The following is a 24,925-nucleotide window of genomic DNA, read 5'->3' as shown; positions in this document are numbered from 1 at the left end:
AATCCTGTTGTGTTCTTGTGGGCCCGGCCGTAGCCGGGCTTGAGTCTTAATTCCCGATGCAGCCGGGGGCCGCGTCAAAGGTGCGCAAACCTGCGCAAATCAGGTCGACGGGCAGGTTCATGGCCCAGGCGGCGGCCGCCACGGCCAGCACGCTGTCGACATTGCCGGCCGTGGCCGGTTTCAGCAGGTCCAGGCACAGCAAGACCGTTTCGATGCCGCCTTCGGCCAGCACGATGTGGTTGCCGCGCACGAACACGGCGCGCTGGCCGGCGGCCAGTTGCGCCGTGATGGCTGGCAAGCTGCCGTCCTGCGCATACAGGGTCACCGTGCCGTCGCACAGCTCGGCCAGTTCCAGCACGTGCGCGTTGGCGGCGTTCAGCACGGCCACGCCCGTCGGCACCACCACGTCGACCTGGCTGCGCACGGCCTTGTACAGGCCCGCTTCGTCCAGCACGTCGAAATCCTTGACGCTATCGAGGCTGCCCATGTCCGTGACGACGCCGATCTGGCATTTGTCGTAGGCCAGGCCTTCGGCCAGGATCATGCGCGGATTGCTTTCGAACAGGGCCGTCTGCACGGTGCGGTTGAGCAGCAGGCGCTGGCCCGCGTCCCAGTTTACGCAATCGCTGCTGACGACGCGGCGCTGGTCCAGGTACATGCCTTCGCTGCAGACGGCGCCCGTGTGCAGGCCCGACAGGTTGAGCAGCTTGCACAGCATGCGCACGATCAGGCTGGCGCCGCGCGTGCCCGTCACGCCGATCAGCGGAATGCGGCCCGTTTCCTCGGACGCGAACAGGTGGTCGACGATGGCCGCGCCGACAGGGCGGGGCTGGCCCACGCCAGGCTTGATGTGCGCCAGCAGGCCGGGGCTGGCATTGACTTCGATGATGGCGCCGCGCTGCTCTTCCAGCGGACGCGTGATGTCGGTGGTGACCAGGTCGATGCCGGCGATATCCAGGCCGACGACGCGCGCGGCCAGCAGGGCCGCATGCACGACGGAGGGATGCACGTCGTCCGTGACGTCGATGGCCACGTTGCCGTTCGGCTGGATCAGCACTTTCTGGCCCGCCTGCGGCACGGACAGGGCGGTCATGCCCTGGCGCTGCAGTTCCAGCACGATTTCGCCCGATTCATGCGGCTTGACGGTACCCAATGGGAAATCTTCGCCTTCGCCGCGGCGCGGATCGATATTGATCTGCGTGTTCACCAGTTCCAGCACGGTCGAGACGCCGTCGCCGTCGACCCACAAGGATTCGCCCTTGGCGGCCGCGATCAGCTTGTTGCCGACGACGAGCAGGCGGTGTTCGTCGCCCGTGATGAAGCTTTCCACCAGCACGGCCGAGCTGTCGCCCTTGCGCGCGGCCAGGTCGTAGGCCGCCTTCACGTCGGCTTCCGTCATCAGGTTCAGCGACACGCCGCGGCCATGGTTGCCGTCATACGGCTTGACGACGACGGGCACGCCGATGTCCTGCGCTTCTTCCCAGGCCGCCTCGGCGCTGCGCACCAGGTTGCCCCCGGGCACGCGCACGCCGCACGACTTGAGCAGGAATTTGGTCAGATCCTTGTCGCTGGCGATGCCTTCGGCAATCGCGCTGGTGCGGTCCGTTTCGGCCGTCCAGATGCGGCGCTGCGCGGCGCCGTGGCCCAGCTGCACCAGGTTGCCGTCGTTCAGGCGCAAGGAAGGGATGCGGCGCTCGGTGGCGGCATCGACGATGCTGGCCGTGCTCGGGCCCAGGCAGCGCGAATCGACCATGTCGCGCAGGGGTGCCAGGGCCGCTTCCAGGTCGTAGGCCTCATCGTTGATGGCGGCCATCAGCAGTTCGCGCGCGGCGGCCAGGGCGGCGCGGCCCACGTGCTCTTCGCGCGTGCGGAAGGCCATCTTGTAGACGCCGCGCTGGCTGGTCGAGCGCGTCTGGCCGAAGCCCGTGCGCATGCCTGCCAGGTTTTGCAGCTCCAGCACCACGTGTTCGAGGATGTGGGCCGACCACGTGCCTTCGCGCAGGCGCTCGAAAAAGCCGCCCCGTTCGCCCACGCCGCAGCGGTGCTCGATCATGCCGGGTAGCCACGCCACCAGGCGCTCGTACAGGCCGGGCAGGGTATTGGATGGATAGTCTTCCAGTTCGCCGATGTCGACCCAGGCTTCAATCACCGGGCGATACGTCCAGATGTTGGGGCCGCGCAAGTGGGTGACGCGGGCAAATTCGATGTTCTTCTTCTTGATCATGTAAGTGGTTTCTTGATAACAAGCCAGGCGTCTGGGCGCCAGATACTTTATGTTGGCTCTACAGAGTCTTTTCAGGCTCGTGCTTGGTTCTTTATCCCGGGTATGCGCAGTGTGCCACTTTTAGCGGCCTCTTGTCGCGTTTGCTTCTCGTATTCTGCTGGTGTTGTCATTCTAATTGTTACTAATTGTTGCCATACTTGTTATAAAGATACCGACTCTGCTCAAAGCTGGAGCATTTGCGCAACAGCGGGCTGTTGTATACTTGCTCCCGTATCGAGGCCGCGTTGCAAAAGCGCCGCGCCTGCCTGGCACTTCCTGCGACAGCCGCGCATTTTTTTTGCGCCGTTTTGCCATCATTCCTTACCGGCAGGCATCCATTCGATACAATACAGGAAATTGCCACTGGTGCATCCACCTCGCCATCGCGCAGTACACAAACATTGATCGGGCGTCTGCCCCATCCCCCAAATCCCGCCCTGAAGGGCTTGGCCTCGAGCCGGAGTATGCTTTACGATGACAACTGAACTGAGTGTTCCTGCAACAACTATTCCCCTTACCTCGCTGCCGCAACACTGGCTGGCGGAAGTGGAAAGCAACCTTTCTCCAGGGGAGAACGTTTTAAGTAGCGTTGAGGTTGACCTCGATGCGCGATTACGTTTCACAAAAGGCATAATTGTTGTCACCGAGAAGCGTTTACTGGCCCGTTCGCCGGGCGATACCGCCTGGAAAAGCTGGTCTTTCCGCCCTGGATTGCGCCTGACGCACCATGACCACGCCGGTGTCGGCCACCTGGAGCTGTTCGACGACCACGGTCGCCTGGCTTCGTGGCGCTTCACTTTGGGCCAGAACCTGCATGCGATCCGCGTGCTGGAACAGTTTGTCGAGCGCCTCGACAGCCACCTGACGGGCCAGCCCGTGCTGGAAGCGGAGCAGGAAGTGTGCCCCAGCTGCAAGGCCCCGCTGGAGCCGGAGCAGGAAGAATGCCCGATCTGCGCCAAGGTACTGCACACGCCGCCATCGACCTGGACCCTGTTCCGCCTGTGGCGCTTCGCCCACCCTTACCGTGGGCAACTGGCGCTGGGCTTCATGCTGATGCTGCTGAGTACGGCCGCGCACATGATTCCGCCCTACCTGACGGCGCCGCTGATGGACAATGTGCTGATTCCGTATCAGAACGGCAAGCATATCGACCCGTGGCTGGTGGTGTACTACATGAGCGGCTTGCTCGGTTCGGCCCTGCTGGCCTGGCTGTTGGGCTGGGGCAAGACGTATGTGCTGGCCCTGGTGTCCGAACGCATGGGCGCCGACTTGCGCTCGGCCACGTATGAACATTTGATGAAGCTGTCGCTGGAGTTTTTCGGCGGCAAGCGCACGGGCGACCTGATGGCGCGCATCGGCAGCGGCAGTGACCGCATCTGCGTCTTCCTCTCGCTGCATTTGCTCGATTTCGCGTCCGACGTGTTGATGATTATCATGACGGGCGTCATTTTGTGGTCGATGAACCCGTGGCTGGCCATCATGACCCTGGCGCCATTGCCCTTCATCGCCTGGATGATCCACCTGGTGCGCGATCGCTTGCGCACGGGTTTTGAAAAGATCGACCGCGTGTGGAGCGAAGTGACCAACGTGCTGGCCGATACCATCCCCGGCATTCGTGTTGTCAAGGCGTTTGCACAGGAAAAACGCGAAGCGGCCCGCTTCCGCGACGCCAACGCGCACAATCTGGCCGTCAACGACAAGCTGAACAAGGTCTGGTCGCTGTTCTCGCCCACCGTCTCCTTTTTGACGGAGATGGGCTTATTGGTCATCTGGTGCTTCGGCATCTGGCAACTGTCGCGCGGCGAAATCACCGTCGGCGTGCTGACCGCCTTCATCGCCTACAGCACGCGTTTCTATGGCCGCCTCGATTCCATGAGCCGCATCGTCTCCGTGACGCAGAAATCGGCGTCCGCCGCCAAGCGCATCTTCGACATCCTCGACCACGTGTCGAGCGTGCCGGAACCGGCGCAACCTGTGAAACTGGAGAAGATCGAAGGCCGGATCGACTTGCGCGAAGTCGGTTTCCGCTATGGCAACCGGGCCGTCAACCGCGGCATCACCCTGAACATCAAGGCGGGCGAGATGATCGGCCTGGTGGGCCACAGCGGTTCGGGCAAGAGCACGCTGGTCAACCTGATCTGCCGCTTCTATGACGTGTCGGAGGGGGCGATTCTGCTCGACGGCGTCGACATCCGCTCGTTCGCCGTGTCCGACTACCGCCGCAATATCGGCCTGGTGCTGCAGGAGCCGTTCCTGTTCTTCGGCACCATCGCGGAAAATATCGCCTACGGCAAGCCGCACGCGACGCGCCAGGACATCATCGCCGCCGCGCGCGCCGCGCATGCCCACGAATTCATCCTGCGCCTGCCGCAAGGCTACGATTCGATGGTGGGCGAGCGCGGACAGGGCTTGTCCGGCGGCGAACGCCAGCGCATCTCGATCGCCCGCGCGCTGTTGATCGACCCGCGCATCCTGATCATGGATGAAGCGACATCGTCGGTGGACTCGGAAACGGAAAAGGAAATCCAGAAGGCGCTCGACAACCTGGTGCAGGGCCGCACGACGATCGCCATCGCGCACCGGCTGTCGACCCTGCACCGGGCCGACCGCCTGGTGGTGCTGGACCGCGGCCAGGTCGTCGAAGTGGGCAGCCACGATGAACTGATGGCGAAAGAGGGCGCCTATTTCCGCCTCTACGAAGCACAGGCGCGCAACAACGAACTCGCCCTGGATGACAAGGAATAAGCATGGCCAGTACAACTTTTACATTACACCGCGATACCTTCGGCAAGCTGGTGATGACGGACGCGGACGGCCAGGTCTTTGAAGGCGTGGCGCCCGTGCGCGCCTTTCCCATCCAGTCGCCCGACGAAGGCATTTCGCTGGTGCTGGGCAATGGCAAGGAAGTGGCGTGGATCGACCATGTCGACGCCTTGCCCGAGCCGGCGCGCAGCCTGTTGCAGGAAGAGCTGGAAGGGCGCGAATTCATGCCCGAAATCGCGCGCGTGAAAAGCGTGAGCAGTTTTGCCACGCCATGCACCTGGTACGTCGACACGGACCGGGGCGAGACGCAGTTCGTGCTGAAAGGCGAGGAAGACATCCGCCGCATCGGCGCCGCGTCGCTCTTGATCGCCGATAACCACGGCATCCACTTTTTGATCCGCGACATGTTCAATATCGACAAGACGACGCGGAAGATTCTCGATCGCTTCCTGTAAGCGATGCAGCAATCAAGAACGGCGCCTTCACGGCGCTGTTTTTTTTACTTCTGTTTATGCGCCTCATACTCCCTGCGTATCGAGACCATCTGGTCCTTTACGCAGGACAGCATGGCATCGTGATCTTCATCCGAGAGCTTTTGCGAGAACTCGATGACGGTCTGGTTGCGCTGGTTCGGGTACTCGATGGAAATCTGCATTGCTTCCCCTTCGATCAGGTTCATCAACTGCTTGCTGGCGGGGATGAGATCGGCCGTGCCGGCCAAATGGCCCGGCTTGCCGGACGCCTTGATATCCCGCGCATGCAGTGCCTCGCCGTGATCCTTCCTGGCGATCCAGAATCCCGTGGGACGGGGGAATACTTTCTGTTTTTCCGCCGTTTTCGGCTTGGCTGGATCACTCAGCTGTCCTGCATTGATGTGGCCGCTGAAAGTCGAGGCCGATACATAGAACTGGAATGCATACGTTTCAAGTTTCTTGTCGATGACCACGGCGGCGGTGGCGTCCACGCCGCAGATGTCTATGCCGTTCGCATCGCTTTCCACCAGCGGCTGCAGCAACATGTAGATGGGGGTGGTGGTGGTTTGTGCCAGCGCCGGTACGGACAAGCCCAATGCCAGGGCGAAAGGGATGCTGTGGAATAGGTTCATGTATTTTTCTTGAAATGAACGGCGGACCCGGTGGCCCGCCGGTAAATGCCCGGGATTTACTGGAACGCCACCTCGGCAAAACTGCGCAGCTTGCGGCTGTGCAGCCGGTCCACGCCTTGGCGGCGCAGCAGTTCCACGGCGCGGATGCCGATGCGCAGGTGCTGGTCGACTCTTTCGCGGTAGAAGTGGTTGGCCATGCCGGGCAGCTTGATTTCGCCGTGCAGCGGCTTGTCGCTCACGCACAGCAGGGTGCCGTACGGGACGCGGAAACGGAAGCCGTTGGCGGCGATCGTCGCGCTCTCCATGTCCAGCGCGATGGCGCGGCTCTGGCTGAAGCGGCGCTCCGGCGTGCGCTGCGGCAGCAGTTCCCAGTTGCGGTTGTCCGTGCTGGCCACCGTCCCAGTGCGCATGATGTGTTTTAAATCATGGCCCGTCAGCTGGGTGATTTCCGCCACGGCCGTTTGCAGCGCCTGCTGGATTTCCGCCAGCGGCGGGATCGGCACCCACAGCGGCAAGTCTTCGTCGAGCACGTGGTCTTCGCGCACATACGCATGCGCCAGCACGTAGTCGCCCAGGCTTTGCGTGGTGCGCAAGCCCGCGCAATGGCCGAGCATCAGCCAGGCGTGCGGGCGCAGCACGGCGATATGGTCGGTGATGGTCTTCGCATTGGCGGGACCGACGCCGATATTGACCATGGTGATGCCGCTGCCGTCCGCGCGCAGCAGATGGTAGGCGGGCATCTGCGGCAGGCGCGGCGGGGCTGCGCCCAGCGCATCTTCGCTTTCCACCGTTTGGCCGACCCGGCGCGTGACGACGTTGCCCGGTTCGACGAAGGCGATGTAGCCGTCGTCGTCCGATGGCGCGGCGGCGTCGGGCGCGCGGTCCATCAGGGCGTGGCCCAGGCGGATGAATTCGTCGATGTAGAACTGGTAATTGGTAAACAGGACGAAGTTCTGGAAATGCTGCGGCGAGGTGCCGCTGTAGTGGCGCAGGCGCTGCAGCGAGTAATCGACGCGCGGCCCCGTAAACAGCGACAGCGGCTGCGCTTCGCCGTGCGCCGGTTCGTGCGTGCCGTTGGCGATGCCGTCGTCCATGGCCGACAGGTCGGGCAGGTCGAACAGGTCGCGCATGGCCAGACGGCGGCCCGCATCCATATTGCCCTCGATATGGTCATGCTCGGCGAACGAGAAATGCACGGGGATGGGCTGGGCGCTGACGCCCACTTCCAGGTGCACTTTCTGGCCGCTGTTATGGTTTTTCAGCAGCAGCGTGAACTGGTCGAGATAATAGTCGCCGAACAGGTCGGGGCGCGTCAGGGTGGTCTCGAACACGCCGGGGCCGGCGACAAAACCGTAGGCCAGCGGCGAGTCGGCGCGCGCCACGGTGTCCGTCTGGATGCGCACGAAGGGGTAGCAGGCGCGCACCCGTTCGTGCATGTCTTCGCCGGCGACAAAGCGCTGCAGCGCATCGCGCAAGTGTTCGATGCTGCTGCGGTAAATGGCTTGCACCTGTTCCAACGCCAGGCGTGGATCGTCGAAGCGGGAGGAGGCGATGAAGGGGGGCGTAAGCAAGCGGATTCTCCTTGTAGCGGTTCGTGCATACCATTGTAAGGCAGCAAGGCAAGTCGCGTTGGACGCGTTTTTCAGCGAACCGGGCCGCTTGACGGATTCAAATAGAATCTGTATTCTATTTGAATGGTCAGACTCGCTAAATTCAACGAAAACAACTTCATCGACAGCGCGATCGCCGTCGCCGCCCAGTGCGGCGTGGGCGCCGTGTCGATGGCCGCCATCGCCGTCAAGGCCGGCGCGCCCATCGGCTCCGTGTATCACCGCTTCGATTCGCGCAACGCGATTTTGGCGCGCGCCTGGCTGCGCGTGAAAAGCGACTTCCGCGAGGAGGTGGCCAGCCGCTGGCTCGGCGGCGACACCTGGGCCGGCGTGCACGGCTTGCTGGACTGGTGCCGGCGCAAGCCCGTGTATGCGCGCTTCCTGCTGCAATGCGCGGACAGCCCCGATTTCAGCAGTGGCCTCAGCGAGGAATTGCTGGCCGCCGTCGAAGAGGAGCAAGCGGCGCTCGATGCCTGCTTTGTCCGCTGCGCCGAAGCCATGCCCGCCACCACCGAGCTTGACCTGGATCACATGCTGCTCAAATTCGTCCTGATCGACGCGCCCGTAGCCGTCGTCAAGCCTTACCTGACCCAGGAGCGGCCGATACCTGCCAGCGTCGACGCCATGCTGCGCGCCTCGCACGACGCCGTGCGCGGCTGGGCCGCCCACACCACACACTAACCAAGAAGAAAACCATGCGCTATTCCACCCAGCTTGAACACGGCAAGAAAATCCCCCTGCACGACGAAGAAGGCTTCATCGGCATGCGCGCGGCCGGCCGCATCGCCGCCGACACGCTCGACTACATCGCGCCTTTCGTGAAACCGGGCGTCTCGACGGCCAGGCTCGACGCCCTGTGCGAGGAATTCATGCGCGCCGCCGGCGCCATCCCCGGCACCATCGATTACCACGGCTACAAGCACGCCAGCTGCATCTCCGTCAATCACGTGGTCACGCACGGCATCCCGTCCGAGACCAAGATCCTGAAAGTGGGCGACATCCTCAACATCGACGTCACGCCGAAGTTCCAGGGCTGGTTCGGCGACACCAGCCGCACCTTCAAGGTGGGCGCCGTTTCCATCCTGGCCAACCGCCTCGTCAACACGGCGTATGAAGCCATGATGGCCGGCATCCACACCGTGCGCCCGGGCGCGACCCTGGGCGACGTGGGCGCCGCCATCGAAGCGGTGGCCAAGGCGCAGGGCTTTTCCTCCGTGCGCGACTTCTGCGGCCATGGCGTGGGCCAGGTCTTCCACGACACGCCGCAAGTGCTGCACTATGGCCGCGCCGGCACGGGCATCGTGCTCGAACCGGGCATGATTTTTACGATCGAACCGATGCTCAACGTGGGCAGCTACCAGGTCAAGGTCTTGCCGGACAAATGGACGACGGTGACGAAAGACCGCTCGCTGTCGGCGCAGTTCGAGCACTCGCTGGCCGTGACGGAAACGGGTTTCGAGATTTTCACCCTGACCGGCTCGACCGACCCGCTGGTGTAAGCATGGATGACGCGCGCCGGCGGCAGCTCACCGATATCGTCGCCGCGAAAGCGGGCGTGGATGTCGCTTGCGCGGCGCGCCACCTGGCGCTGCACGATGGCGACGTGGCGGCCGCCCTGCGCGGCATCGACATCGAGCGCTACACGCTGACGCAGCGCCTGCTGAACAAATACCGGCGCGACCCGGAAGACGCGCTGCAGCACGTGGTGCTGGCCGTGCTGCAGCACGAAGATATCCGCAGCGACAGCGTGCTGCGCCTGGAGCGCATCGCGGCCCTGGCGCCGCCCGTCGCCGGCGTGGTGATGCTGGCCGAGTGGCTGGCCTATGTGGACTGGGAAGGCTTCGACAGCGCCCTGTACGCGAATGTCGACGCGGTGGCGGCGTTCATTGCCGGCGAATTGAAACTGCCCGAGGTGGCCGCCAACCTGCTGCAAGCGCGCGATGCGGACGTGTTTGAAACGCGGCGCCCGGCGCTGGCTGCCGCGGCCCTGCTGTTCATCGAACGCCACACTACGCAGTTTCCCTGACGGCTGGCGCTTTGCCGCCGGCGGGCGCGCGTCTTACAATGGCGGCAAGCACTGTTGCCCCATTTTGAAGACTTCCGCATGAGCGATTTTCCCGAAGATATCTACACCGAGCCGTCCGCCGACGTGCACACCCTGAACAACCTCGGTCCCCTGACCGGCATGGCCGGCATCTGGACGGGCACGCGCGGCCTGGACGTCAAGCCGAAGGCCGACGGCCCGCGCAAGCAGGCTTTCGTCGAGCGCATCGAACTGCAGCCGATCGACCCCGTCACCAACGGCCCGCAACTGTTCTACGGCTTGCGCTACTACATCCACATCACCAAGCCGGACCAGGTCAAGACGTATCATGAGCAGGTGGGCTACTGGCTGTGGGAGCCGGCCACGGGCGCCGTGATCCAGACCCTGGCCATCCCGCGCGGCCAGATCGCGATGGCGTCCGGCACGACGACGGCGGACGCCACCAGTTTCGAACTGGTGGCCAAGCGCGATTCGACGGCCTACGGCATCTGCTCGAACCCCTTCCTCGAACACGCATTCACCACCGTCGAATACCGCATCAAGGTCGATATCCACGCCGATGGCACCTGGGGCTACGACGAGGACACGGTCATGTTGATCCGCGGCAAGGATGAACCGTTCCACCACACGGACCGCAACCTGCTGACCAAAGTCGGCGAACCGACGCCGAACCCGATGGCCTTGCAGGCGCTGGCGGCGGTGTAAAAATCAAAAAGCGGCGACTTTTTCCGCCAGCTCTGCTGGAGCGCCTGAAAAATGCTCAGGGCTAGGCGCGTTGCCGCAGGCAGTACGAACGTACGGCCAGGCAACGCAACAACGCCATGGGCTTTTTCTCAGGTGCTCCTTAAGGCTGTCCCTGGGCCACGGCCTTGATCGCGCGCTCTTCTCCCATGGCGGCGGCGATCTTCCAGCGCTGCATGGCGCTGGCGCGGTCCGGGCGTTTTAATCCGGCGCCTTCCCAGTCCATCAGGCCCAGGTTATAGATGTCGCCCGCGCTGCCCTTGTCGGCGGCCAGGGTGAACCATTTGCGCGCTTCCTTGTGGTTGACGGGGATCTGGTAGCCGCGCACGTGGTACAGGCCCAATAAGTGCATGGCTTGCACATTGCCCTTGCTCGCGGCCTGTTTCAGCAGGTCGAGGCCGCGCGCCATGTTGCGCGGTTCCTGCCAGCCTTCTGCCAGCATCACGCCCTTCGCCGTCAGCGCATAGCTGTCGTTCTTCACCAGGCCCTTGCCGATCAGGGGCTTGGCGGCCACCTGGCGCGCTGCGCGCTGCTGCGCCGTCGGCGCCGTGACGGGGCCGGGTTGGCCTTCGCCCATCAGCAGCATCCAGCCATACAGGCCATACGCGCCCGCGTCGCCCTTGCCGACCAGGCTTTCCAGCATGGCCAGGGCCTGCGCCTTGTCGCCATTTTCGTACAGCTTGACGGCCTTGGCGCTGCTCGCGTCCTGCGGCACGGCGGCCGGCGCATGCGGCGCGACGGGCGCCGACGCCATGGCCGTTTGCTGTGGCGCGGAAACCGGGCGCACGCGCGCGGGCAAGCCATAGCTGGCGGCCAGCACGGCCAGGCTGGCGGGGGCGAGGATCAGCACTTGCGCCAGCTGGTTGCGGCGACCCTTGCCGGCGATGCCCATGGCGCGTTCGGCCTGCTGCTCGCCGCCCAGCGCCTCGCTGAGTACCGCCTTGACCTTGCGGTTGAACAGCCAGTAGCCGGCGCCCGTGACGAGCAGCCCGGCCACGGCGGCCGCACCGCGGCCGGCCAAGAACCAGGCGGCGATGGCGGCGGCCAGCGCGGCCAGCGCACTTTTCCACCAGAACTGCTTGGCCAGCCGCGTGTAGACCTGGCGCAGGGCACCGAGCACGCAGGTGCGCACGTTCTGCGCGTAGTCGGCGGAAACGACATCGACGTGCGCGTGATCCGCGGCGCCGCTGAGGACCGATTCGATCACGTCCGCATTCAGTTCCGAGGCGGCCACGTCGCGCAGCGGCGTTAATAAACCCTGGACGTGGGCCGAGAACAGGCCGTCATCCAAGCTGCCGGCCAGCGCGTCGCTGAGCGCCTTGAGGTCGCCGCGCAGCAGCTTTTCCACGATGTCGTCCAGGGTCAGCCAGCGCAAGTCCGTGCCGTACGCCACCAGGTGGTGCTTTTCCGCGTTGCACGATGCGTCCAGCCGCACGATGCGCAGCTTGGCCGCATACAGGGCGTCGACTTCCTGCGGCTGGTCTTCATTGTAAATGCTCACTTTCGCCAGGGCCAGGCTGCTGGCGATGGCGGCCAGTGAGTGCACGCTCTCCTTGTCGCGGATGCGGCGCGCGTCGTCGGGCGCCTGCTTGGGCAGGCTGACGCTGTAGCCGGGCGCCACGTGCACGTCGACCCAGGCCGCCTTGCCCACCTTGCCGGAGCCGTCGCAGGGGGTGCAGCGCAAGTCGCCCACGCCGCTGCAGGTGCGGCACGTAACCTTGCCGCTGGCGCGGCAGGTGCCGCAATTGATGTTGCCGGAACCGTGGCAAGTGTTGCAGCTGACCTTGCCGAAGCTGCAATGGTAGCAAGAGCGATATTCCGTGCGGTATTGCGTGCGTGTTTCGCTGTGGTAGCTGGTGTGCGAGCTGCCGTTGCTGTAGGTGGTAGTGGGCACTTGCACCGTGACGTAATCGGTGACTTGCTCGGACACCGTGCCGCTGCCGCTGCAATACGAGCACGACACCTTGCCGCTGCCATAGCAGCCATAGGCGTCGCAGCTGACGGTGCGCCCGCCGTGGCAGTTCCAGCACGTTTCCGTCGTCGCGCCGTGGCAGGTGTGACAGCCGATGCGGCCGCGGCCGGTGCAGTTGCTGCAGGTATCGAGGTGCCAGTACTTGACGGCGTGCGGCAGGTAGACGCCCGCCTCGACGCCGTTGTAGGCCTGGCCCGCCTGGCGCAAGGCATTGTCGAGCTTGCTCGCCGCGCGGCGCAGCCGCTCCTTTTCCTGCGCGTGAGCGAGCGCTCCCACTTCATGCGAGCCGCAGCGGCAGTCATTGCCCGCCGGCGCGAAATAGCCATTGATGACGCGCTGCTCGAAGCGTGCCTCGAGCGCGTAATTGGCTTGCAGGGAAAAATCCTGCAGCACGTCTTCCTCGCCCAGCGGCGTGATGTCGTGCGGCTCGAAGCGCGTCTTGTCCTGCACCAGCGTGCGCAGCTTGCCCAGCACGGTGGGCATGTCTTCCTTGTCGAGCTTGATGGGCGCGGGCGCCGTCACGGCCATTGCTGATGCCTGGGGCATGTCCTCGCTGCCTTGGGTATCGGTGGCCGTGTCAGTGCTGGGGTTCATGCGCGTCCTTTTGCTCTCTGGAAAGATGTTTGAATTTTAGCATCCCCATATGACAAAGCATGACAAAGCGGACCCGCTTTTTCAGCGCAGGCCGCGGCGGAACTGGTCCGGCGTGCCGCCGCTCTGGCGGCGAAACATGGCGATGAAGGCGGAGGCCGTGCTGTAGCCCAGTTCCAGCGCGATCGCCTGCACGGTGTCTCCCTGTTCCAGCAGGGGCAGGGCCGCCAGGAAGCGCTGGCGCTGGCGCCATTCGCCGAACGGCATGCCCAGTTCGCGCTGGCAGCGCCGGGCCAGGGTGCGCTCGGTCACATGCAATTGCGCAGCCCATTCGGCAAGTGAGCGGTTACTTCCCGGCTCCGCCTGCAGGGCGGCCAGCAGCGCCGCGATGACGGGCTCGTCGCTGCCGGGCAGGTAGTTGCGGCTGCACGGCGCCAGCTGCAATTGGTCGACCAGCACCTGCGCCAGGCGCTGGTCGGCTTCGCTGGCGGGCGTGGTGACGTTTCTTTCGGCAAAGTCGGCCAGGATGGCTTTCAGCAGGGGGCTCAATACCAGCGCGCACGGCTGCGCCGGCAGCTGCGCGCACAGGCTGGCATCGATGTAGGCAGAGTGAAACACGACATCCTGGCGGATATAGCCGTCATGCAAAGTTTCCGGCGGTATCCACACGGCGTACTGGGGCGGCGACAGGTAGCGCTGGCCCGCCACCATGATTTCCATCACGCCCGTGGAGCAATACGTGAGCTGTCCCCACGGATGGCTCTGGTAATCGAACTGCTGGTGCGCGTGATAGTCGTCGAGGCGAAAGTACACGGGATAGGGCAGGGCGTCGGAAACGGCGGGGAAATGCTGGTTGCTGGCCATGGTGTCTTTGTCCTGTTCTTCGCATCGATTGTCCGGTTTTCATTATATCCATGGAATCGGACCATGCGAAAATGGCAGTCATTGAATTGTGGAGTTACTTGCATGAAAGCCAAGCATTATCTGTTTCCCGTGATCGCCGTGTTGATCTGGGCCATCAATACCATCGTCAGCAAGCTGGCCGTCGGCGTGATCGACCCGGCCGCCATCTCGTTCTACCGCTGGCTGCTGGCCGGCGTGCTGCTGGCGCTGGTGTTCGCGCGTCCAGTGTGGAAGCAGCGGGCCGTGGTGAAACCATATCTTGGGAAACTGTTTGTGCTGGGTATGTTGGGCATGGTGATGTACCAGTGCCTCGCCTACATCGCCGCGCAAACGACGACGGCCACCAACATGGGCATTTTGGCATCGATGATGCCGCTGCTGGCCGTGGGCCTGTCCGTGCTGGTGTTGAAGGAGGCGCCCACCGTGGGCGGCGTGTTCGGCGGTTTCGTGTCGCTGCTGGGACTCGGCTACCTGCTCAGTCACGGCGACCCGGCCGCCCTGATCTCCCATGGCGCGGCCGTGGGCGACGCCCTGATGCTGCTGGCGTGTTTGTCGTATGCGGGCTATGGCGTGCTGCTCAAGCGCTGGAAGATTCCCCTGAATAACTGGCACTCCTTGCTGATCCAGGTGTGGTGCGCCGTGCCCGTGCTGTTCGTGTATTACCTGAGCCAGTCCGCGCCGCCCGTCACCGGCGCCGGCTTGCCGCTGGTGCTGTTTGCCGGCATCCCCGCGTCCATCATCGCGCCGTTCTTGTGGATGCACGGCCTGGCCAAGCTGGGACCGAGCCGCGCCACGACCTTGATGAATCTGCTGCCCGTGTTCACGGTCATCATCGCCATGCTGTTCCTCGGTGAAACCTTGCACAGCTATGACGTGATCGGCGGCGGCGTGACCCTGCTGGGCGTGGTGATGGTGCAAACCCTGAAGCGCCCCCTGCGCCGCGCCAGCGCCTAGTTTTTTTGCTATGCTGGTGCTTTGAGCAAGGAGCCATCATGCCGGACATTGATACCCTGTTGAGCGAACTCGAAGCCTTCGGCAGCAGCAACGATGCGGCGCACACGGAACGCGCCAGCCGCATGCTCAATATTACGCGCGACACGGGCGAGCTGCTGGCCGTGCTGGTGCATGCGCGCGGTGCGCGGCGGGTGCTGGAAATCGGCACCTCGAACGGCTATTCCACCCTGTGGCTGGCGCGCGCCGTGCAGGCGCTGGGCGGCAGCGTGGTGACGGTGGAAAAGGCGCAGGACAAGTTCGACATGGCGCATGCCAACTTTGCGCGCGCGCAACTGCAAGGCGTGATCGGTCAGCTGCTGGCAGACGCGGGCGACGTGCTGCGCGATGCGGCTGACGGTGCCTACGATTTCATCTTCCTCGATTCCGCGCGCCAGCAATATGAACAGTGGTGGCCGCAGCTGGACCGCGTGCTGGCGGCGGGCGGCGTGCTGGTGGTCGACAACGCCAGTTCGCACTACGCGGACATGGCCGGTTTTATCGACGCCATCCGCGCCGACAGCCGCTACACGGCGTGCCTGGCGACGGTCGGCAAGGGCGAATTCATCGCCGTCAAGGCGGGCAACTAGTTAATTACTCGGCGACGATAGCCGCTTCCAGCACGCGCACCAGCGATTCGACGCCCTGTGCGTCGACATCGTCGAAGCGGCTGACCTGGGGACTGTCGAGGTCGAACACGCCGATGATTTGACCCTGCGCAAACACGGGCACCACCAGTTCCGAGCGGGAATTGACGTCGCAGGCGATGTGACCGGGAAACGCGTGCACATCCTGCACGACGATGGACTTGCCTTCGACCACGGTGGTGCCGCATACGCCGCGGCCCTTCTTGATGCGGATGCAGGCCGGCTTGCCCTGGAACGGTCCCAGCACCAGTTCCTCGCCTTTCAGGAAATAAAAGCCGGCCCAGTTGAGGCCCGGCATCGTATTGAAGACCAGCGAACTGAAGTTGGCCGTATTGGCGATGAAATCGCTCTCGCCGGCCAGCAAGCCTTGCAGCTGCGAACGCAGGTCCGCATACATGGCGTGCTTGGCGGCGGGGGTGTCGGTGCCGTAGGCGGCGTCGCTGATGGTAAACGTCATGGTCGTGGTGGCGCTGAAAAATGGGGAAGGCGCCATGGTAGCGCGTCTGGCGTATCCGCGCGCGGCCTTCACTCTTTCAAATGTTCTTGCGCCAGCTGGCGCAGCAGGGGCAGGGCCGCATGGCCGTGCTCTTCCCGCCAAGCCAGGCCGATGCCGGCCGCCAATTCCTCTCCCTCCAGCAATGGCCGATAAACCACGCCAGCCAGGCGCAGCGCGCGGAACGAGTCGGCCAGCAGGGCCATGCCCTTGCCGGCCGCCACGTCGCCGAGCAGCACATGGTGGTCGGGCGCTTCGCGCAGGAAAACGGGCGCGAAACCATGCCGGCGAAACACCTGCTGGCAATGGTCGAAGAAGGCGGGCTGGCGCGCCCGTTCGAACCAGTAAATCGATTCTGCCGCGATGTCAAACAGGCTGAGCTTGCGCTTTTTCGCCAGCCGGTGCCCGGCGGGCAGGGCCAGCATCATGGGCTGGCGCGCCAGCGGCTGCACGGCCAGTTCGAAGGTGGCGCTGGGCAAGGCCAGCATGGCCGCATCGAGCTGGCCCTTGCGCACGCCAGCCACCAGGCGCGGCGAGGGAGCGGACGTCAGTTCCAGGCGGATACTGCCCAGTTGCCCTTCCAGCGTCGCCAGCAAGGGCCGGAACAGGCCGGCCGCCACGGAACTGGTCAAGCCCAGGCGCAGGCGCGCGGGCGCGCTGTCTTGCCGCAGCGACGTTTGCGCAATATCAAGTAAATCGAGGATGTGCAGCGCCTGCGGCAGCAAGGTATGCCCTGCCTGCGTCAAGGCCACGCCTTGCGTGTCGCGCTCGAACAATCGCGCACCCAGCCGGTCTTCCAGTGCCTTGATGGCGCGCGACAGGGGCGGCTGGGTCATGTGCAATTGCTCGGCCGCCTGGCGGAAGTTCAGGCAGCGGGCGACGGCGCAAAACAGGGTCAATGCATGGGTATCGAGGGCTCTCATACCAGAAAGGTATCACGAAATTGCGCATTCCCTTGCCGGCCGGCGCGGCGCAGACTGGCCGCATTGACACTTGAGGGAGATCAACATGCAACTGCAACAACGACGCATCGGCCATAGCGGCTTGACCAGCTCGGCATTGGGCCTGGGCTGCATGGGCATGTCGGAATTCTATGGCGCCACGGACGAGGCGCAATCGCTGGCCACCCTGGAAGCGGCGCTGGCGGCGGGCGTGACCCTGTTCGACACGGCCGACGCCTACGGCTTCGGCCACAACGAGCAATTGCTGGGACGTTTTTTACAAGGCCATCGCGGCCAGGCGCTGGCCGCCACCAAGTGCGGCCTGGCGCGCGAGCCGGGCAGCTATGCGCGCCGCGTCGACAATGCACCCGCCACCATCCGCCAGGCGTGCGAGGCGTCGCTGGCGCGCCTGGGCGTGGACGCCATCGACCTGTTTTATCTGCACCGCCTGAACCTGGAGACGCCGCTGGAAGAGTCGATGGGGGCGCTGGCGCAGCTGCGGCAAGAGGGCAAGATCCGCGCCGTGGGCCTGTGCGAAGTGAGCGCGGCTACCTTGCGGCGCGCGGCGGCGCTTTGCCCCGTGGCGGCCGTCCAGAGCGAGTACTCGCTGTGGACGCGCGAACCGGAGCAGGGCGTGCTGGCCGCCTGCCGCGACGTGGGCGCCAGTTTCTTTGCCTACAGCCCGCTGGGGCGCGGTTTCCTGACGGGCGCCATTGCCGATGCGGCCAGCCTCGACGCGGGGGATTTTCGCCAGTTCAATCCCCGTTTTTCATCCGACAACCTGGCGCGCAACCAGGCCATCGTCGCGCAGGTCCGGGACCTCGCGCATGCAAAAGGCTGCACGCCGGCCCAGCTGGCGCTGGCCTGGCTGCTGGCGCAAGGCGACGACATCATCCCCATTCCCGGCACCAAGCGCATCGCGTATTTGCACGACAACCTGGGCGCGCTGGCCGTGCGGCTGGACGGCGCGGAACTGGCGGCGATGAATGCCGCCTTTCCTATGGGCATGGCGGCGGGCGCGCGTTACACGGAGGAAGGCATGAAGGGCGTGGATGCCTGAAAAAGATGGCGCAGTGTACGCCAGCGTACCTAACTGGCACTTTCCTTGCGGGATAATCGCCGGCGATCTGCTAGCATTTGGTAAGTTGCACTGTGTTCAACGGTCAGGTATCCGATGAGGTGGATGTTGTTAGATGACGATATTTTCGATATAGAACTGAAATTGTTGCTAGAGGGAATCTTGTTGAGATATCAGCACGATTTCCGCGATTATTCGGTGGCGTCGCTGCGCCGGCGCATGCGCCAGGCCATGGAGCGCTTCGGCTGCGCCAGCCTGTCGCAGTTGCAGGACCGCATCTTGCACGAGCCGGCCATGTTCGCGCAGATGCTGCAGTTTTTCACGGTGCAAGTGAGCGAGATGTTCCGCGATCCCGCGTATTTCCGCGCCTTGCGCGAAAAAGTCGTGCCCATCCTGCATACCTATCCCTCGATCAAGATCTGGGTGGCCGGCTGCAGCAGCGGCGAAGAGGTGTGGTCGCTGGCCATCTTGCTGGAAGAAGAAGGCTTGCTTGAACGTAGCATGATTTACGCGACCGACATCAACGTGGAAGCGCTGGCCGCCGCCGAAGCGGGCATCTATCCGATCGAGCGCATCGCCCAGTTCAGCGAGAATTACCAGTTGGCGGGCGGCAAGCGTTCGCTGTCCGACTATTACACGGCCGCCTACAAGGGCGCCATCTTTGAGCGGCGCTTGCGGCGCCAGTTCGTCTTCGCCGACCACAGCCTGGCGACGGACAGCGTGTTTTCGGAGGTGCACATGGTTTCCTGCCGTAACGTCATGATTTACTTCAATAAAGACTTGCAGGACCGCAGCCTGGGCCTGTTCCACGAAGCGCTGGTGAACCGGGGCTTCCTGGGCCTGGGCATGAAGGAAAGCCTGCATTTCAGCCGCCATGCGGCCAGCTTCAACGAGCTGAGCCCGGCTGAGCGCATCTTCCAGCGTGCCTGACATGTTGCCGACCTGCGACGTCGCGCCGCCGCCACCTGGCCTGCGCCTGATCGCCATCGGCGCCTCGGCCGGCGGCGTGGAAGCGCTGGGCATCGTGCTGCGCGCCTTGCCCGCCACCTGCCGCGCGGCCGTGGTGGTGGTGCTGCACCTGGCGCCGGGCCGTTCGAGCCAGTTGCCGCAGCTGTATGCGGAACGTTGCCAGCTGCCCTTGCGCGAAGCGCAGGACAAGGAACCGCTGCAAGCGGGCACCGTGTATTTCGCGCCGCCCGATTACCATTTGCAAGTCGAGCCCGATGGCTGTTTTTCCCTGTCGCAGGAAGCGCCCGTGTATTTTTCGCGCCCGTCCATCGATGTTCTGCTGGAAACCGCTGCGTACGCCTACCGGCGCGCCATGCTGGCTATCATCCTGACGGGCGCCTCGGCCGACGGCGCGGCGGGCCTGGCGCGCGTGCGGCAGCTGGGCGGTAGTGCCTGGGTGCAAGACCCACAGCGGGCCAGTTGTGGCATCATGCCGGCCGCCGCGCTCAAGCGGGCCGGCGCCGACCGCGTGCTCGATTTGCCGCAGATGGCTGCCAGCCTGGCCTTGCTCGGCGATGGTGAACACAAGTGAATGGGAATGGTGTAGTGCGTGTAATATATGTGAGAATTGAAACAATGTTTATGTCCATATCGAAACACGATGGCATCTTGCCGTTGCGATGCCTGAAGATGATTCCGTGACCGCCCCTATCCATATCCTCGTCGTTGACGACATCGCGCAAAACCTGGTCGCCGCCGAAGCCGTGCTGGCGCGGCCCGGTATTGTCATCCTGAAGGCCAGCTCGGGCGCCGAGGCGCTGGAATTGCTGTTGACGCATGACGTGGCGCTGGCCCTGATCGACGTGCAAATGCCGCAGATGGACGGTTTCGAGCTGGCCGAGCTGATACGCGGCAGCGAACGCACGCGCAGCATTCCCTTGATTTTTCTCACGGCCGCGTCGCGCGAACCGAGCTACAGTTTCCGTGGCTACGAGGCGGGTGCCGTCGATTTCCTGTACAAGCCCATCGACGTGAAAGCCTTGCAAAGCAAGGTGGCCGTGCTGGTCCAGCTGTACCAGCAGAAACGCGAATTGTCGGCCCAACTCGACGAGCTCAAGCATGCGCTGCACCTGAATGAACTGTTCACGGCCGTGCTGGGCCACGACTTGCGCACGCCCCTGTCGGTGGTGATGAACGGCGCCATGCTGTTGCCGATGATGAGCGACCACCCGAAGGTGATCGTCACGGCGCAGCGCATCGAAAGCAGCGCCAAGCGCATGGCGCGCATGGTCGACCAGTTGCTGGACCTGGCGCGCATCCGTTCCGGCACGATGGAGTTGCGCAGCAGCACGCACGACTACCTGGCGCTGGCGCGCGCCATCGTCGACGAGTTCGAGACGGCGGGCCAGGCCCCGCTGGTCGAGATCAGCAGCGTGGGCGAGCTGCACGGGCAATGCGACGCGGGCTTGTTGTCGCAAGTCATCTCGAATCTGCTATGCAACGCCCTCACGCATGGCGAGGCGGGCGCGCCGGTGCAATTGGCCCTGGACGGACGCGACGCCGACAGCATTGAATTGCGCATCGCCAATCGCGGCGTCATTCCCGCCGCCTTGCTACCGACCCTGTTCGAGCCGTTCCAGCAGGCGGGCGAAAAGCGCAGGACGGGGCAGGGCCTGGGGCTGGGCCTGTACACGGTGAACATGTTCGTCAAGGCCCATGGCGGCACGGTCGAGCTCAGTTCGACGGACGCGCAGGGCACGCTGGCGACGGTGCGCATTCCGCGCCAGTGCCAGGTGCGCGTGCAAGCGGGATTGGCCACATGAGCGCGCCAGCCTGGCCGCGCGGCGGCGGCAGCATGGGCGAGCTGGTGCGCCAGCGCGACTGGTCCGCCACCAGCCTGGGTGCCCTCGATGGCTGGCCCGCCCATTTGCGCACCAGCGTCGACATCGTCCTCAATTCGCCGATGGCGATGGTGCTGATGTGGGGCCCGCAGCATGTGATGATTTACAACGACGACTACATCCAGATCGCCGGGGCGCGCCATCCGGCGGCGCTGGGCGGTACGGTACCGGCCGTCTGGCCCGAAATCTGGGACTGGAACGCGCGCATCCTCGACGCGGGATTGCGCGGCGAGACGCAGGTGCACCGCGAGTGCTGCCTGCCGCTGTTGCGCGGCGGACAGCGCGCGGATGTCTGTTTCGACCTGTTTTACACGCCCGTGCATGGCGCCGGCGGCCAGGTCGATGGCGTGCTGTGCACGGCGCTGGAATTGACGGCGCGCATGGAGGAGGGGCGCCAGCTGAAGCTGGCCACGGCCGAACTGGGCGAACTCAATACCACCTTGCAAGCCGAGAGCGAGGCCGTGCGCGCGGCCAACCGCCGCCTGGGCGAGGAACGCGCGCTGCTGCGCGCCCTGTTCCAGCAGGCGCCCAGCTTCATGGCCATGCTGCGCGGGCCGCAGCACGTGTTCGAATTGGCGAATGAACATTATTTGCGCCTGGTGGGACGCCCCGAACTTGAGCTGCTGGGCAAGACAGTCGAAGTGGCCTTGCCCGAAGTCAAGGCGCAAGGTTTCATCGCGCTGCTCGACCAGGTCTACCGCACGGGCGAACCTTACGAGGGGCGCCAGGTCAAAGTGGATTTGCAGACGGCGGATGGCCAGACGGGCCAGCGCCACATCGATTTCGTCTACCAGCCCATCAAGGATGATGAGGGCGCGGTCACGGGCATCCTCGTCGAAGGCATCGACGTCACCGAGCGCATGGAAGGCGAGGAGCGGCTGCGCCTGGCCCAGCAGGCGGGCGGCATCGGCACCTTCGAATGGTTCCCCGAGACGGGCGCGATGCTGGTGTCGCCTACCTTCCGCCGCCTGTGGGGCATTGCCGACGAGACGGAAGTGACGGAACGCCTGCTGGTGAGCCTGGTCGATGCGCGGGACCAGCAAAAGGTCGGACCCAGCAAGCTGGATCTGGCGCCCAATCCCCTCGAATACGTGGAATACCGCATCCGCCGTCCCGCCGATGGCGCGCTGCGCTGGATCGCGCGCCAGGGCGAGGTGGTGGCCGGCCGCGTGCCGGGCCAGCGCCGCTACGTGGGCGTGTCGTTCGACGTGACGGAGCGGCGCCAGATCGAGGATGAACTCAACGCCAGCCAGGAGCGCATGGCGGCCATTTTCGGCCAGGCGTCCGTGGGCTTGTCCGAGCTGGGCCTCGATGGCCGTTTCCAGCGTGTCAACGGCGCCCTGTGCCGCATGCTGGGCCGTTCCGCCGAAGAACTGCTGAGCCTGAACATGAACGACATCATGCATCCGGCGGACGTGCCCGGCAACGGCGTGCTGTTCCGGCGCCTGGTGGAAACGGGCGAGTCGTTTTCGCTGGAAAAGCGCTACCTGAAGCCCGATGGCTCGCAGGTGTGGGTGTCGAGCAATGTCAGCCGCCTGGTCGATGAGCAGGGTCATACGCGTTCCTTGATCGCCGTCAAGACGGACATCACGGACCGGCGCCGCGTGGAAAAAGCGCTGCATGAATTGAACGAAACGCTGGAACACCGGGTCGAACAGGAAGTCAATGAGCGCACCAAGGCCGAAGACGCCTTGCGCCAGGCGCAAAAGATGGAAGCCGTGGGCCAGTTGACGGGCGGCATCGCGCACGACTTCAACAATGTGCTGCAAATCATTTCCGGCAATTTGCATTTGCTGCAGCACCTGGCGGGCACGGATGGCCTCATGCGCCAGCGGCTGGACACGGCGATTGCCGCCGTCGAGCGGGGCGCCAAGCTGTCGTCGCACCTGCTGGCGTTTGCGCGGCGCCAGCCGTTGCAACCTGTGGTGGCCGACTTGACGCGCGTGGTGCGCAACATGGATGCGCTGCTGCGGCGCGCCCTGGGCGAAGCGATCGATATCGTGCTGGTGGGCGGCGGCGGACTGTGGAATACCCTGGTCGACCGCAGCCAGATCGAGAACGTCATCCTCAACCTGGCCATCAATGCGCGCGACGCCATGGATGGCGTGGGCAAGCTGACCATCGAACTGGGCAACGTCGTGCTCGACGAACAGTATGTGCACAACCTGGTCGACGTGCCGGCAGGCCAGTACGTGATGCTGTCGGTGACCGATACGGGCCGCGGCATGAGCGGGCCTGTGCTGCAGCGCGCCTTCGAGCCGTTCTTCACGACCAAGCCGGAAGGCGCGGGCACGGGCCTGGGCTTGTCGATGGCGTACGGCTTCGTCACGCAAAGCCGCGGCCATATCCGCATCTACAGTGAACCTGGCGTGGGCACGGGAGTCAAAATCTATTTGCCCCGTTCCCTGATGGCCGAAGCGGACGAGGAACTGGAGTTGAGCGGCGTCGTCACGGGCGGCACGGAAACCGTGCTGGTGGTGGAAGACGACGTGGGCGTGCGCACCACCGTGGTCGACATGCTGGGCGCGCTCGGTTACAAGGTGCTCAAGGCAGAGGATGGCGAAAGCGCGCTGGCCGTGCTGCACAGCGGTGCGCAAATCGATGTGCTGTTTACGGACGTGATCATGCCCGGTCCCGTCAGCAGCACGGAGATGGCGCGTCAGGCGCGCGAGTTGCAGCCCGATATCGCCGTCTTGTTTACCTCGGGCTACGCGCAGGATGTCATCGTGCACGAGGGCAGGCTCGATGCGGGGGTGGAATTGCTCAGCAAGCCATACCGGCGCGAAGAGCTGGCGCGCAAGCTGCGCCATGTGCTGGCCAACCGCCAGCAGCAAATGCGCGCGCGCCAGTTCGAACGGTCCGGCGCGCCCGTGGCCGGCACGCTGGCAAGCGGCAGCACGGCGGCCGGCGTGCTGGGAGGCGGCACGCCGGGGCTGGACTTGACGGGCCATGCGTTGGTACCGCAGGGGGACATGCCGACTTCGATGAAGATACTCGTGGTGGAAGACAATCTCGATTCCCAGCTGATGGTGTGCGAGCTGGTGGGCATGCTGGGCCACACGGTCAGCGGCGTGTCCGATGGCGAGGCGGCGTGGGAGTTGCTCAACGAGCAAGACTTCGATATCCTGTTTACGGATGTCAGCCTGCCCGGCATGTCCGGCATCGCGCTGGCACGCATGGTGCTGCGCGATAAACCGGACATGCGCATCATCTTTTCCACCGGCTATGGCAAGGAATCGATGGACGAGCTGGGCTTTTCCGCCAGCGTCTTGCGCAAGCCCTATGATTTGACGGAGTTGCAAGCGGCACTCGACCAACCCTGACGGGCACGCGCCGGCACGGCTTGCCTGTCCCACCCTGCAGAGGTAAAGCATGACTCCTGAACTGACGATGCTGGCCTGTACCCTCGTGCTGGCGCTGGTACAAATCCTGCTGCCCGCGCTGTTTCGCACGCGCGAGACAGGCACGGCGTATAACGTGAGCGCGCGCGACGGCGAAGGCCCGCCCGTGGGCAGGATCACGGGCCGCTTGCAGCGGGCCCAGGCGAACCTGTTCGAAACCCTGCCCCTGTTCGCCGCCGCCGTGCTGATCGCCCACGTGACGGCGCAGGAAAGCGCGCTCACGCTCTATGGCGCGGCCCTGTACCTGGCCGCCCGGGTGCTGTATCTGCCCCTGTATGCGTTCGGCGTGCCCGTCGTGCGCACGCTCGTGTGGTGCGTGTCGATTGCCGGCTTGCTGATGCTGTTCTGGGCCATCCTCTTCGCTTCCTGAATTCCTCGCCGCTGGCGTCTCGTGGCCGCGCGCCCGAGGCGACGCGCGGCAAGTTCCGATGCCGCCGCTCTCCGGCCGCTCTGGCGGCTGGCCGCGTGCGTTGCCTCGCGCGCGGCACTTGCCCCCGCTAACTGCTGAGTATCTGGTACTTTTGGTGGAAAACT

The 24,925-nt window shown here is 64.5% G+C and carries 21 protein-coding genes; 14 read left to right on the top strand and 7 right to left on the bottom strand.

All coding sequences use genetic code 11. The features are described 5' to 3' along the window. Positions 1 to 46: 46 nt before the first annotated feature. On the bottom strand, positions 47 to 2,224 hold the full coding sequence (gene cphA / locus BZG29_RS22150; RefSeq protein WP_077407604.1) for a cyanophycin synthetase: 2,178 nt from the start codon (positions 2,222 to 2,224) through the stop codon (positions 47 to 49). A 513-nt stretch (positions 2,225 to 2,737) separates the two neighbouring features. Between cphA and BZG29_RS22145 the strand changes: the two genes are divergently transcribed. Both BZG29_RS22145 and BZG29_RS22140 read left to right on the top strand, forming a co-directional pair. Continuing rightward, the gene (locus BZG29_RS22145; protein WP_077407602.1) at positions 2,738 to 5,008 is read left to right on the top strand and encodes an ABC transporter ATP-binding protein; all 2,271 of its coding nucleotides are present in this window, start codon (positions 2,738 to 2,740) and stop codon (positions 5,006 to 5,008) included. 2 nt (positions 5,009 to 5,010) lie between these two features. Next, positions 5,011 to 5,481: a DUF1854 domain-containing protein gene (locus BZG29_RS22140; protein ID WP_077407600.1), complete on the top strand. Its 471-nt coding sequence runs from the start codon at positions 5,011 to 5,013 to the stop codon at positions 5,479 to 5,481. Between the two features lie 44 nt (positions 5,482 to 5,525). Here BZG29_RS22140 and BZG29_RS22135 read toward each other — a convergent pair whose 3' ends face one another. Together BZG29_RS22135 and BZG29_RS22130 are read right to left on the bottom strand one after the other, a co-directional pair. Further along, entirely contained in the window at positions 5,526 to 6,131 is a 606-nt protein-coding gene (locus BZG29_RS22135; protein WP_077407598.1) for a hypothetical protein, read from the bottom strand. A 56-nt stretch (positions 6,132 to 6,187) separates the two neighbouring features. Next, complete coding sequence (locus tag BZG29_RS22130; protein WP_077407596.1) at positions 6,188 to 7,702, bottom strand: AMP nucleosidase; 1,515 nt, start codon at positions 7,700 to 7,702, stop codon at positions 6,188 to 6,190. 123 nt (positions 7,703 to 7,825) lie between these two features. Here BZG29_RS22130 and BZG29_RS22125 point away from each other — a divergent pair, with 123 nt between their 5' ends. The 4 genes from BZG29_RS22125 (at position 7,826) to BZG29_RS22110 (ending at position 10,490) form a co-directional block, all read left to right on the top strand. Then, positions 7,826 to 8,422: a TetR/AcrR family transcriptional regulator gene (locus tag BZG29_RS22125; protein WP_034783384.1), complete on the top strand. Its 597-nt coding sequence runs from the start codon at positions 7,826 to 7,828 to the stop codon at positions 8,420 to 8,422. Between the two features lie 14 nt (positions 8,423 to 8,436). Next, complete coding sequence (map, locus tag BZG29_RS22120; RefSeq protein ID WP_077407594.1) at positions 8,437 to 9,240, top strand: type I methionyl aminopeptidase; 804 nt, start codon at positions 8,437 to 8,439, stop codon at positions 9,238 to 9,240. 2 nt (positions 9,241 to 9,242) lie between these two features. Continuing rightward, entirely contained in the window at positions 9,243 to 9,767 is a 525-nt protein-coding gene (locus BZG29_RS22115; protein ID WP_077407592.1) for a hypothetical protein, read from the top strand. Between the two features lie 78 nt (positions 9,768 to 9,845). Then, the gene (locus BZG29_RS22110; RefSeq protein WP_070260323.1) at positions 9,846 to 10,490 is read left to right on the top strand and encodes a heme-binding beta-barrel domain-containing protein; all 645 of its coding nucleotides are present in this window, start codon (positions 9,846 to 9,848) and stop codon (positions 10,488 to 10,490) included. 139 nt (positions 10,491 to 10,629) lie between these two features. Here BZG29_RS22110 and BZG29_RS22105 read toward each other — a convergent pair whose 3' ends face one another. Next, positions 10,630 to 13,092, bottom strand: coding sequence for a tetratricopeptide repeat protein (locus tag BZG29_RS22105; RefSeq protein ID WP_150131025.1), 2,463 nt, complete (start codon positions 13,090 to 13,092; stop codon positions 10,630 to 10,632). Positions 13,093 to 13,173: 81 nt separating this feature from the next. Then, entirely contained in the window at positions 13,174 to 13,953 is a 780-nt protein-coding gene (locus BZG29_RS22100) for a helix-turn-helix transcriptional regulator (RefSeq protein ID WP_077407588.1), read from the bottom strand. A 102-nt stretch (positions 13,954 to 14,055) separates the two neighbouring features. On the opposite strand from BZG29_RS22100, the gene BZG29_RS22095 reads away from it, so the two are divergent. Both BZG29_RS22095 and BZG29_RS22090 read left to right on the top strand, forming a co-directional pair. After that, a complete protein-coding gene (locus BZG29_RS22095; protein WP_077407586.1) occupies positions 14,056 to 14,946 on the top strand; it encodes a DMT family transporter in 891 nt (296 codons plus the stop codon). A 38-nt stretch (positions 14,947 to 14,984) separates the two neighbouring features. Next, positions 14,985 to 15,572 carry a class I SAM-dependent methyltransferase gene (locus tag BZG29_RS22090; RefSeq protein WP_077407584.1) on the top strand — a complete coding sequence of 196 codons (588 nt, stop codon included), beginning with the start codon at positions 14,985 to 14,987 and terminating at the stop codon, positions 15,570 to 15,572. A gap of 4 nt (positions 15,573 to 15,576) precedes the next feature. Here the strand turns inward: BZG29_RS22090 and BZG29_RS22085 are convergent, their stop codons facing one another. Beyond that, positions 15,577 to 16,086, bottom strand: a complete 510-nt coding sequence (locus BZG29_RS22085; RefSeq protein ID WP_077409236.1) for a GAF domain-containing protein — start codon at positions 16,084 to 16,086, stop codon at positions 15,577 to 15,579. Positions 16,087 to 16,154: 68 nt separating this feature from the next. Continuing rightward, positions 16,155 to 17,045 carry a LysR family transcriptional regulator gene (locus BZG29_RS22080; protein WP_253192673.1) on the bottom strand — a complete coding sequence of 297 codons (891 nt, stop codon included), beginning with the start codon at positions 17,043 to 17,045 and terminating at the stop codon, positions 16,155 to 16,157. Positions 17,046 to 17,130: 85 nt separating this feature from the next. Here BZG29_RS22080 and BZG29_RS22075 point away from each other — a divergent pair, with 85 nt between their 5' ends. The 6 genes from BZG29_RS22075 (at position 17,131) to BZG29_RS22050 (ending at position 24,761) form a co-directional block, all read left to right on the top strand. Continuing rightward, a complete protein-coding gene (locus tag BZG29_RS22075; protein WP_150131024.1) occupies positions 17,131 to 18,123 on the top strand; it encodes an aldo/keto reductase in 993 nt (330 codons plus the stop codon). 114 nt (positions 18,124 to 18,237) lie between these two features. Continuing rightward, positions 18,238 to 19,071, top strand: coding sequence for a CheR family methyltransferase (locus tag BZG29_RS22070; RefSeq protein WP_034783398.1), 834 nt, complete (start codon positions 18,238 to 18,240; stop codon positions 19,069 to 19,071). A gap of 1 nt (position 19,072) precedes the next feature. Next, entirely contained in the window at positions 19,073 to 19,681 is a 609-nt protein-coding gene (locus tag BZG29_RS22065) for a chemotaxis protein CheB (protein ID WP_077407580.1), read from the top strand. 106 nt (positions 19,682 to 19,787) lie between these two features. Next, positions 19,788 to 20,912 (top strand): hybrid sensor histidine kinase/response regulator, encoded by a 1,125-nt coding sequence (locus tag BZG29_RS22060; protein WP_077409234.1) that lies wholly within the window; start codon positions 19,788 to 19,790, stop codon positions 20,910 to 20,912. Next, the gene (locus tag BZG29_RS22055; protein ID WP_077407577.1) at positions 20,909 to 24,313 is read left to right on the top strand and encodes a PAS domain S-box protein; all 3,405 of its coding nucleotides are present in this window, start codon (positions 20,909 to 20,911) and stop codon (positions 24,311 to 24,313) included. Before BZG29_RS22060 ends, BZG29_RS22055 begins: the two co-directional genes overlap by 4 nt. Before the next feature lie 49 nt (positions 24,314 to 24,362). Then, a complete protein-coding gene (locus tag BZG29_RS22050) occupies positions 24,363 to 24,761 on the top strand; it encodes an MAPEG family protein (protein ID WP_077407575.1) in 399 nt (132 codons plus the stop codon). Positions 24,762 to 24,925 lie beyond the last annotated feature (164 nt).

The organism is Janthinobacterium sp. LM6, assembly GCF_002002885.1.
In the GTDB taxonomy this organism is placed as follows: Bacteria; Pseudomonadota; Gammaproteobacteria; order Burkholderiales; family Burkholderiaceae_D; genus Janthinobacterium; species Janthinobacterium kumbetense.
Note: the sequence above shows the minus strand (reverse complement) of the source record. Positions and strands in the feature narration are given on the sequence as shown.

What these genes read in the sequence shown, in the direction of transcription:
- BZG29_RS22075 (WP_150131024.1), top strand. Translation starts at nt 17,131, where the DNA reads ATGCAACTGCAACAACGACGCATCGGCCATAGCGGCTTGACCAGCTCG.
- BZG29_RS22065 (WP_077407580.1), top strand. Translation starts at nt 19,073, where the DNA reads ATGTTGCCGACCTGCGACGTCGCGCCGCCGCCACCTGGCCTGCGCCTG.
- BZG29_RS22115 (WP_077407592.1), top strand. Translation starts at nt 9,243, where the DNA reads ATGGATGACGCGCGCCGGCGGCAGCTCACCGATATCGTCGCCGCGAAA.
- cphA (WP_077407604.1), bottom strand. Translation starts at nt 2,224, where the DNA reads ATGATCAAGAAGAAGAACATCGAATTTGCCCGCGTCACCCACTTGCGC.
- BZG29_RS22135 (WP_077407598.1), bottom strand. Translation starts at nt 6,131, where the DNA reads ATGAACCTATTCCACAGCATCCCTTTCGCCCTGGCATTGGGCTTGTCC.
- BZG29_RS22055 (WP_077407577.1), top strand. Translation starts at nt 20,909, where the DNA reads ATGAGCGCGCCAGCCTGGCCGCGCGGCGGCGGCAGCATGGGCGAGCTG.
- BZG29_RS22110 (WP_070260323.1), top strand. Translation starts at nt 9,846, where the DNA reads ATGAGCGATTTTCCCGAAGATATCTACACCGAGCCGTCCGCCGACGTG.
- BZG29_RS22105 (WP_150131025.1), bottom strand. Translation starts at nt 13,092, where the DNA reads ATGAACCCCAGCACTGACACGGCCACCGATACCCAAGGCAGCGAGGAC.
- BZG29_RS22070 (WP_034783398.1), top strand. Translation starts at nt 18,238, where the DNA reads ATGAGGTGGATGTTGTTAGATGACGATATTTTCGATATAGAACTGAAA.
- BZG29_RS22050 (WP_077407575.1), top strand. Translation starts at nt 24,363, where the DNA reads ATGACTCCTGAACTGACGATGCTGGCCTGTACCCTCGTGCTGGCGCTG.
- map (WP_077407594.1), top strand. Translation starts at nt 8,437, where the DNA reads ATGCGCTATTCCACCCAGCTTGAACACGGCAAGAAAATCCCCCTGCAC.
- BZG29_RS22100 (WP_077407588.1), bottom strand. Translation starts at nt 13,953, where the DNA reads ATGGCCAGCAACCAGCATTTCCCCGCCGTTTCCGACGCCCTGCCCTAT.
- BZG29_RS22080 (WP_253192673.1), bottom strand. Translation starts at nt 17,045, where the DNA reads ATGAGAGCCCTCGATACCCATGCATTGACCCTGTTTTGCGCCGTCGCC.
- BZG29_RS22125 (WP_034783384.1), top strand. Translation starts at nt 7,826, where the DNA reads ATGGTCAGACTCGCTAAATTCAACGAAAACAACTTCATCGACAGCGCG.
- BZG29_RS22085 (WP_077409236.1), bottom strand. Translation starts at nt 16,086, where the DNA reads ATGACGTTTACCATCAGCGACGCCGCCTACGGCACCGACACCCCCGCC.
- BZG29_RS22140 (WP_077407600.1), top strand. Translation starts at nt 5,011, where the DNA reads ATGGCCAGTACAACTTTTACATTACACCGCGATACCTTCGGCAAGCTG.
- BZG29_RS22095 (WP_077407586.1), top strand. Translation starts at nt 14,056, where the DNA reads ATGAAAGCCAAGCATTATCTGTTTCCCGTGATCGCCGTGTTGATCTGG.
- BZG29_RS22090 (WP_077407584.1), top strand. Translation starts at nt 14,985, where the DNA reads ATGCCGGACATTGATACCCTGTTGAGCGAACTCGAAGCCTTCGGCAGC.
- BZG29_RS22145 (WP_077407602.1), top strand. Translation starts at nt 2,738, where the DNA reads ATGACAACTGAACTGAGTGTTCCTGCAACAACTATTCCCCTTACCTCG.